General features: G+C 41.4%; 7 protein-coding genes and 1 tRNA gene. All 8 read left to right on the top strand.

From position 1 onward, the window contains the following. The first annotated feature begins 81 nt into the window (after nucleotides 1-81). The 8 genes from RFX69_RS01460 (at nucleotide 82) to rpoB (ending at nucleotide 8,085) form a co-directional block, all read left to right on the top strand. Nucleotides 82-157: transfer RNA gene (locus tag RFX69_RS01460), tRNA-Trp, on the top strand. Between the two features lie 75 nt (nucleotides 158-232). After that, entirely contained in the window at nucleotides 233-673 is a 441-nt protein-coding gene (gene secE, locus RFX69_RS01455; protein WP_000063880.1) for a preprotein translocase subunit SecE, read from the top strand. Between the two features lie 7 nt (nucleotides 674-680). Then, complete coding sequence (gene nusG / locus RFX69_RS01450) at nucleotides 681-1,214, top strand: transcription termination/antitermination protein NusG (RefSeq protein ID WP_000832994.1); 534 nt, start codon at nucleotides 681-683, stop codon at nucleotides 1,212-1,214. Between the two features lie 108 nt (nucleotides 1,215-1,322). Then, nucleotides 1,323-1,751 carry a 50S ribosomal protein L11 gene (rplK, locus tag RFX69_RS01445; protein ID WP_001074682.1) on the top strand — a complete coding sequence of 143 codons (429 nt, stop codon included), beginning with the start codon at nucleotides 1,323-1,325 and terminating at the stop codon, nucleotides 1,749-1,751. Nucleotides 1,752-1,754: 3 nt separating this feature from the next. Continuing rightward, the gene (rplA, locus tag RFX69_RS01440; RefSeq protein ID WP_001096694.1) at nucleotides 1,755-2,450 is read left to right on the top strand and encodes a 50S ribosomal protein L1; all 696 of its coding nucleotides are present in this window, start codon (nucleotides 1,755-1,757) and stop codon (nucleotides 2,448-2,450) included. A 320-nt stretch (nucleotides 2,451-2,770) separates the two neighbouring features. Then, the gene (rplJ, locus tag RFX69_RS01435) at nucleotides 2,771-3,277 is read left to right on the top strand and encodes a 50S ribosomal protein L10 (RefSeq protein ID WP_001196213.1); all 507 of its coding nucleotides are present in this window, start codon (nucleotides 2,771-2,773) and stop codon (nucleotides 3,275-3,277) included. A gap of 42 nt (nucleotides 3,278-3,319) precedes the next feature. After that, the gene (gene rplL, locus RFX69_RS01430; protein ID WP_001229360.1) at nucleotides 3,320-3,691 is read left to right on the top strand and encodes a 50S ribosomal protein L7/L12; all 372 of its coding nucleotides are present in this window, start codon (nucleotides 3,320-3,322) and stop codon (nucleotides 3,689-3,691) included. Nucleotides 3,692-3,996: 305 nt separating this feature from the next. After that, entirely contained in the window at nucleotides 3,997-8,085 is a 4,089-nt protein-coding gene (gene rpoB, locus RFX69_RS01425) for a DNA-directed RNA polymerase subunit beta (protein ID WP_000331899.1), read from the top strand. The last annotated feature ends 37 nt before the right edge of the window (nucleotides 8,086-8,122 follow it).

The raw sequence follows: 8,122 nt of genomic DNA, 5'->3' as shown, positions 1-8,122 counted from the left end.
GTTGCTAAAGTAACTGCATAAGCATAATATAGTGACGAATTACGTCTCAAGTTGAGAGCTTTGGCTCTCAACTTGCTTTATAGGTCAGTAGTTCAATTGGTAGAGCGTCGGTCTCCAAAACCGAATGTTGGGGGTTCGAGTCCCTCCTGACCTGCCATATTTTGAAATAAAAAGCTTGATGCTGGCTTAGTTGTTCATATAATAAGTCGCGAGTTCTACGACGAGTACAAAAATGTCGAATGATAAATCGCGTGACGCATTGAGCGACGCGCCAATTCCTCAAAGAAATAATTCTGCTGAAGTTGTTCGTTCTGGTTCGCCTTTAGATATCGTTCTATGGGTGATAGCAATTGCATTATTGCTCTCGGCTACCATGGTGAATCAGCATTTACCAGCGTATTGGGCCCCTGCAAATGATGTTTGGGTGCGCGTTGGGGTAATTTTTGCTTGTATCGTTGTGGCTTTAGGTTTATTATACGCCACCCATCAAGGTAAAGGCTTCGTTCGTTTGCTGAAAGATGCACGAGTCGAATTGCGTCGAGTAACTTGGCCAACAAAACAAGAAACAGTCACAACATCGTGGCAGGTTCTATTGGTTGTAGTTGTTGCATCATTAGTTTTATGGTGTTTTGACTATGGTTTGGGTTGGTTAATTAAGTTGATTATCGGGTAAAAGAGCTATGAAACGTTGGTACATTATTCATGCCTATTCTGGTTATGAAAAACAAGTGATGCGTTCACTTAAAGAACGAATCCAGCGTAGCGCTGTTGCCGATAGCTTTGGTGATGTCCTTGTTCCTACCGAAGAAGTGGTAGAAATGAAGGATGGTAAGAAGCGTAAATCTGAGCGTAAATTCTTTCCTGGCTATGTGTTAGTTGAAATGGAAATGAATGACGATACTTGGCACATTGTTAAAGAGTGTCCAAAAGTATTAGGTTTTATTGGTGGTACACCTGAAAAACCTGCGCCAATCACTCAACGTGAAGCAGATGCGATTCTTGCGCGTGTACGTAATACTGGTGAAGCCCCACGTCCTAAGACGATGTTTGAGCCAGGTGAAGAATTACTTGTTATTGACGGTCCATTCACAGACTTTAAAGGTGTGGTGGAAGAGGTTCAATACGATAAGTCACGTTTAACGTTGACGATTAACGTGTTTAATCGACCAACTCAGGTTGAACTCGAATTTCGCCAAGTCGAAAAAACGATTTAATCTTAATTGGTTGAAAAGCGCCCGATTTTATCGGGCATTGTTGTTGTAACAGTATTGTTACGTAGAAATTGGGGAGCCTAACGGCGTTTGTACCCAGAGGTATTTAAAATGGCTAAGAAGATTGACGGCTATATCAAGCTGCAAGTTCCAGCTGGTAAAGCAAATCCATCTCCACCGATTGGTCCTGCACTAGGTCAACGTGGTGTAAACATCATGGCATTCTGTAAAGAATTCAATGCTGCTACACAAAAAGTTGAACCAGGTCTTCCAATCCCTGTAGTGATTACTGTGTACAACGACAAGTCGTTCACATTCATCATGAAAACTCCTCCAGCTTCTATTCTTCTTAAGAAAGCTGCTGGTATCCAAAAGGGTTCATCTGTACCTAACAAAACTAAAGTTGGTAAGTTGACTCGTGCTCAATTAGAAGAAATCGCGACTACTAAAGAACCAGACTTAACTGGTGCTGACTTAGACGCGCGTGTTCGTACCATCGCTGGTTCTGCACGTTCTATGGGCTTGGAAGTGGAGCTATAAGACATGGCAAAGTTAACTAAACGTCAAAAAGCCATTGCTGCTGCTGTTGAAGCGAACAAAGTTTACACTTTGGAAGAAGCAGTACAGGTTCTTAACAGCTTGCCTGCTGCAAAGTTCAAAGAATCTTTAGACATCTCTGTAAACCTTGGCGTAGATCCACGTAAATCTGATCAGGTTGTTCGTGGTGCGACTACATTACCTGCAGGTACTGGTAAAACTGTACGTGTAGCTGTATTTGCTCAAGGCGCGCAAGCAGAAGCTGCGAAAGAAGCTGGTGCTGATGTTGTAGGTTTTGATGACCTTGCTGAAAGCATCCAAGGTGGAAACCTTGACTTTGATGTTGTAATCGCTGCTCCTGACGCTATGCGTGTTGTTGGTAAGCTCGGTACAATTCTTGGTCCACGTGGTTTAATGCCAAACCCTAAAGTTGGTACTGTAACTCCTGACGTTGCTGGCGCTGTTAAAAACGCTAAATCTGGTCAGGCACGTTACCGTGTAGACAAAGCGGGTATTATTCACGCTGCGATTGGTCAAGTTGGCTTTGATGCTGCTGCAATCCGTCAAAACGTTGAAACTTTAGTTGCTGACTTGAAAAAGTTAAAACCTGCAACTTCTAAAGGTGTATACATCAAGAAGATCACTTTGAGCTCAACTATGGGTCCTGGTCTTACTGTTGATGTAAACAACGTTTCTAACTAAGTTTTAACTTGGTTAAGTAAAGAATTTTAAAGTCCTGATGAGGATTAAGCATAAAACAGAAAAGTTATTTCTGCTTTTGCTTCGGTAGAGTAAAGCTTTATCTATTACTTATCAGGCGGACTTTGAATTGATAAATGAGAATTTATCAGCGTCAAAGACCTCAGGCGAAAAGACGTTATTTTTGAATAGCGATTTTCTTAATAAACCAGCCTGCGTAGACGCGGTGGTGTGATTTGTTCCTCCTCCGCGTGTAAGTCGAAAGACTTACGAACTGGGAGTGTGCCCATTGGGGTACATAAATCACCTTAGGAGGTTTTACAATGGCTCTTCTTATTGAAGACAAAAAACAGATCGTTGCAGAAGTAAGTGAAGTTGCTTCTAAAGCGTTTGCAGCCGTTGTTGCTGACTATCAAGGTTTAAGCGTAGAGCAATTAACAACACTTCGTGTTGAAGCTCGTAAGCTAGGTGTAACTACACGTATTGTACGTAACACTTTGGCTAAACGCGCATTTCAAGGTACTCAGTTTGATATCTTGAACGACAACCTTGTTGGTCCAACAATTCTAGGTTTTTCAACTTCTGAAGATGACATGGGTGCAGCTGCACGCTTGTTCGAAGAATTTGCTAAAACTAACAAAGCATTTGAATTAAAAGCTGCTGCATTTGACGGCAAAGTTTATCAAGGTGCTGATGTTAGCGTTATTGCTAATCTTCCGAACCAAGAGAAAGCGCTTACTATGCTTGCCTCTGTCCTTCAAGCTCCTATTTCGAAATTGGGTCGCCTCATTACAGCACTCAAAGAGAAAAACGAGTCAGAAGCTGCTTAATCAATTTTACACACCATTCAATATCCATTTGGAGTTATTCTCATGGCTTTAACTAACGAAGAAATCTTAAATGCAGTTGCTGAAAAAACTGTTCTTGAACTTGTTGAATTAATTTCTGCTTTCGAAGAGAAATTCAACGTATCTGCAGCTGCTGTAGCTGTTGCTGCTCCAGCTGGTGGCGCTGCTGCTGCTGCTGAAGAACAATCTGAATTCAACGTTGAGTTGACTTCTTTCGGTGCTAACAAAGTAGCTGTAATTAAAGCTGTTCGTGAAGCAACTGGTCTTGGTCTTAAAGAAGCTAAAGACTTAGTTGAAGGCGCTCCTCAAGTTCTTAAAGAAGGCGTTTCTAAAGAAGAAGGCGAAGAACTTAAGAAGAAACTTGAAGAAGCTGGTGCTACAGTTACACTTAAGTAATTGTAAAAGGAGTCGGTTTTTAAATCGGCTCCATAAAATGGCTGATGGCTCTTGGGTCATCAGCCTTTTTGCGTTACAATAATCGGCTCGATTTTTGTTAGTTTTGTTTGGTTTTTAGAGAAAGCCTAAATAAAATAAATAAATTCAAATGCTTACCAATATTTTTCATTTTTAAAAATATTGTTAAGCGTTTTTATACCACTAAAAATTGCAGCATTTGTAAACAGTGGTGGCCATATCGGCCTGCGTAATTCCTTCTGAGCCCGTTCTGCAGGCGGGCTTGGTTTACTTTCCGAGGACTCCAGATGGCATACTCATATACCGAAAAGAAACGGATCCGTAAGAATTTTGGTAAATTGCCCCAAGTAATGGATGCACCGTACTTATTATCGATTCAGGTCGATTCGTACAGAACATTCTTGCAAGATGGCAAATCACCAAAAAACCGCGAAGATATCGGTCTCCAAGCCGCATTTCGTTCAGTTTTTCCTATCGAAAGTTATTCTGGCAATGCTGCTTTAGAATTTGTTGAGTATAGCCTTGGTAAACCTGAGTTCGATGTACGCGAATGTATTCTTCGTGGCTCGACTTATGCGGCACCAATGCGCGTTAAAATTCGTTTGATTATTAAAGATCGCGAAACTAAATCAATTAAAGACGTACGCGAACAAGAAGTCTATATGGGTGAAATTCCACTCATGACTGAAAATGGTACCTTTGTTATCAACGGTACTGAGCGTGTAATCGTATCTCAATTACACCGTTCGCCAGGCGTATTCTTTGACCATGATAAAGGTAAGACCCACTCAAGTGGTAAAGTGTTGTATTCAGCACGTATCATTCCTTACCGTGGTTCATGGTTAGACTTCGAATTTGATGCAAAAGACTTAGTTTACGTACGTATCGACCGTCGTCGTAAATTACTTGCTACAGTTGTGTTACGTGCACTAGGTTATAACAATGAACAGATCTTGAATTTGTTCTATGAAAAAGTACCTGTGTATCTTGACATGGGTAGCTATCAAATTGACCTTGTACCTGAGCGTTTACGTGGTGAAATGGCTCAATTTGATATTACTGACAATGAAGGTAAAGTCATTGTTGAGCAAGGTAAACGTATTAATGCTCGTCACGTACGTCAAATGGAAGCTGCAGGTTTAACTAAGCTTTCAGTACCTGATGAATACTTATATGAGCGTATCACTGCTGAAGATATTACTTTACGTGATGGTGAAGTAATTGCTGCAAACACTCTCTTAAGCCATGAAGTAATGGTGAAGTTGGCAGAAGGCGGTGTTAAGCAATTTAATATCTTGTTCACTAACGATATTGACCGTGGTTCATTCGTAGCTGATACATTACGTGCTGACTTGACGCGTGATCGTGAAGAAGCATTAGTAGAAATCTACAAAGTAATGCGTCCAGGCGAGCCACCAACAAAAGAAGCTGCTGAAAACTTATTCAATAACTTGTTCTTCTCTTCTGAACGCTATGACTTATCTCCAGTAGGTCGTATGAAGTTCAACCGTCGTTTAGGTCGTCCTTACGAAGTTGGTACTGATCAGAAGTCACGCGAAGTTGAAGGTATTTTATCGCACGAAGATATTATCGATGTATTACGTACATTGGTTGAAATCCGTAACGGTAAAGGTGAAGTCGACGATATCGACCACTTAGGTAACCGTCGTGTACGTTCTGTTGGTGAAATGACAGAGAACCAATTCCGTGTAGGTTTAGTTCGTGTTGAGCGTGCTGTTAAAGAGCGTTTAAGCCAAGCAGAAACAGATAACTTATCTCCACAAGATTTGATTAATGCAAAACCAGTTGCTGCTGCAATCAAAGAATTCTTTGGTTCAAGCCAGTTATCTCAGTTTATGGACCAAAACAACCCATTATCTGAGATTACACATAAACGTCGTGTATCTGCGCTTGGTCCTGGTGGTTTAACACGTGAACGTGCAGGCTTCGAAGTACGTGACGTACACCAAACTCACTATGGTCGTGTTTGTCCAATTGAAACTCCTGAAGGTCCAAACATTGGTTTGATCAACTCGCTTTCTGTATACGCAAAAGCGAATGACTTCGGTTTCTTGGAAACACCATACCGCAAAGTTGTAGATGGTCGTGTAACTGATGATGTTGAATATTTATCTGCAATTGAAGAAGTAGGTACTGTTATTGCACAGGCCGACTCTGCAGTAGATAAAGATGGCAACTTAACAGAAGAATTCGTTTCTGTTCGTCATCAAGGTGAATTCGTACGTATGCCGCCTGAAAAAGTAACGCATATGGACGTTTCTGCACAGCAGGTAGTATCTGTTGCTGCATCACTTATTCCATTCCTTGAACACGATGACGCAAACCGTGCGCTCATGGGTTCAAACATGCAACGTCAGGCAGTTCCTACTTTACGTGCGGATAAACCGCTTGTAGGTACAGGTATGGAAGCGAACGTTGCACGTGACTCTGGTGTGTGTGTAATCGCAAACCGTGGCGGTGTAATTGAATATGTAGATGCTTCTCGTATCGTTATTCGTGTAAACGAAGATGAAATGGTTGCAGGTGAGGCAGGTGTAGATATCTATAACCTCATCAAATATACGCGTTCAAACCAAAATACTTGTATTAACCAAAATGTTATCGTGAACTTGGGCGACAAAGTTGCTCGTGGTGACATCTTGGCAGACGGTCCGTCAACAGACATGGGTGAACTTGCGCTTGGTCAAAACATGCGTGTAGCGTTCATGACATGGAATGGTTACAACTACGAAGACTCGATCTTGTTATCTGAGCGTGTGCTTCAAGAAGACCGTTTAACATCTATTCATATTCAAGAATTGTCATGTGTAGCACGTGATACTAAGTTAGGTGCAGAAGAAATTACTGCCGATATTCCTAACGTAGGTGAAGCTGCGCTTTCTAAACTTGATGAATCAGGTATCGTTTATATCGGTGCTGAAGTTACTGCTGGCGACATCTTAGTTGGTAAAGTAACGCCTAAAGGTGAAACTCAGTTAACTCCTGAAGAAAAACTGCTTCGTGCAATTTTTGGTGAGAAAGCAGCTGACGTTAAAGACTCATCTTTACGTGTTCCATCTGGTACTAAAGGTACAGTTATTGACGTTCAAGTCTTCACTCGTGATGGCTTAGAGAAAGATGACCGTGCTTTAGCAATTGAAAAAGCACAGCTTGATTCTTATCGTAAAGACTTGAAAGAAGAATACAAGATCTTCGAAGAAGCGGCTCGTGAGCGTGTAATTCGTTTGCTTAAAGGCCAAGAGTCTAATGGCGGTGGTTCAACTAAACGTGGTGATAAACTTTCTGAAGATTTATTATCTGGTTTAGAGCTTGTTGACTTACTTGAAATTCAACCAGCAGATGAAGCAATCGCTGAGCGTTTAACTCAAATTCAAGTGTTCTTGAAAGAGAAGAGCGCAGAAATCGATGAGAAATTCGCTGAGAAGAAACGTAAGCTTGCAACAGGTGATGAATTAACAACTGGTGTATTGAAAGTTGTTAAAGTTTACTTAGCTGTTAAACGTCGTATTCAGCCTGGTGATAAGATGGCTGGTCGTCACGGTAACAAAGGTGTTGTATCTAACATCTTACCTGTTGAAGACATGCCACATGATGCTAACGGTGTGCCGGTAGATATCGTATTGAACCCGCTGGGTGTACCATCTCGTATGAACGTGGGTCAGATTCTAGAGACTCACTTGGGTATGGCGGCTAAAGGGCTTGGTGACAAAATCGAAAAAATGTTGAAAGAACAACGTACAGTTTTAGAACTGCGCGAATTCTTAGACAAGATTTATAACAAAGTCGGCGGTGAGCAAGAAGATCTTGATAGCTTGACTGATGAAGAAATTCTAGCGCTTGCAGGTAACTTGCGTGCGGGTGTGCCTTTAGCTACTCCTGTATTTGATGGTGCTGAAGAAAGTCAAATTAAAGACTTACTTGAATTGGCTGACATTTCACGTACGGGTCAAACAGTATTGTTTGATGGACGTACAGGTGAACAGTTTGACCGTCCAGTAACTGTTGGTTACATGTACATGCTTAAATTGAACCACTTGGTTGATGACAAGATGCATGCGCGTTCAACTGGTTCTTACTCACTTGTTACACAACAACCGCTTGGTGGTAAAGCACAATTCGGTGGTCAGCGTTTCGGTGAGATGGAAGTATGGGCACTTGAAGCATACGGTGCAGCATATACACTCCAAGAAATGCTCACAGTGAAGTCGGATGACGTTGAAGGCCGTACTCGCATCTATAAGAACATTGTAGATGGTAACCATTATATGGATCCGGGTATGCCTGAATCGTTCAACGTATTGACCAAAGAGATCCGTTCTTTAGGTATCAACATTGAACTAAAAAATGGTGACTAAGTCGTAAGACTCACGATTTTTTAGGTAAAAACAATAT

The organism is Acinetobacter sp. 148 (assembly GCF_031196675.1).
GTDB lineage: Bacteria > Pseudomonadota > Gammaproteobacteria > Pseudomonadales > Moraxellaceae > Acinetobacter > Acinetobacter baumannii.
The sequence above is the reverse complement of the archived record's forward strand: the minus strand, read 5'-3'. Positions and strand labels throughout refer to the sequence as shown.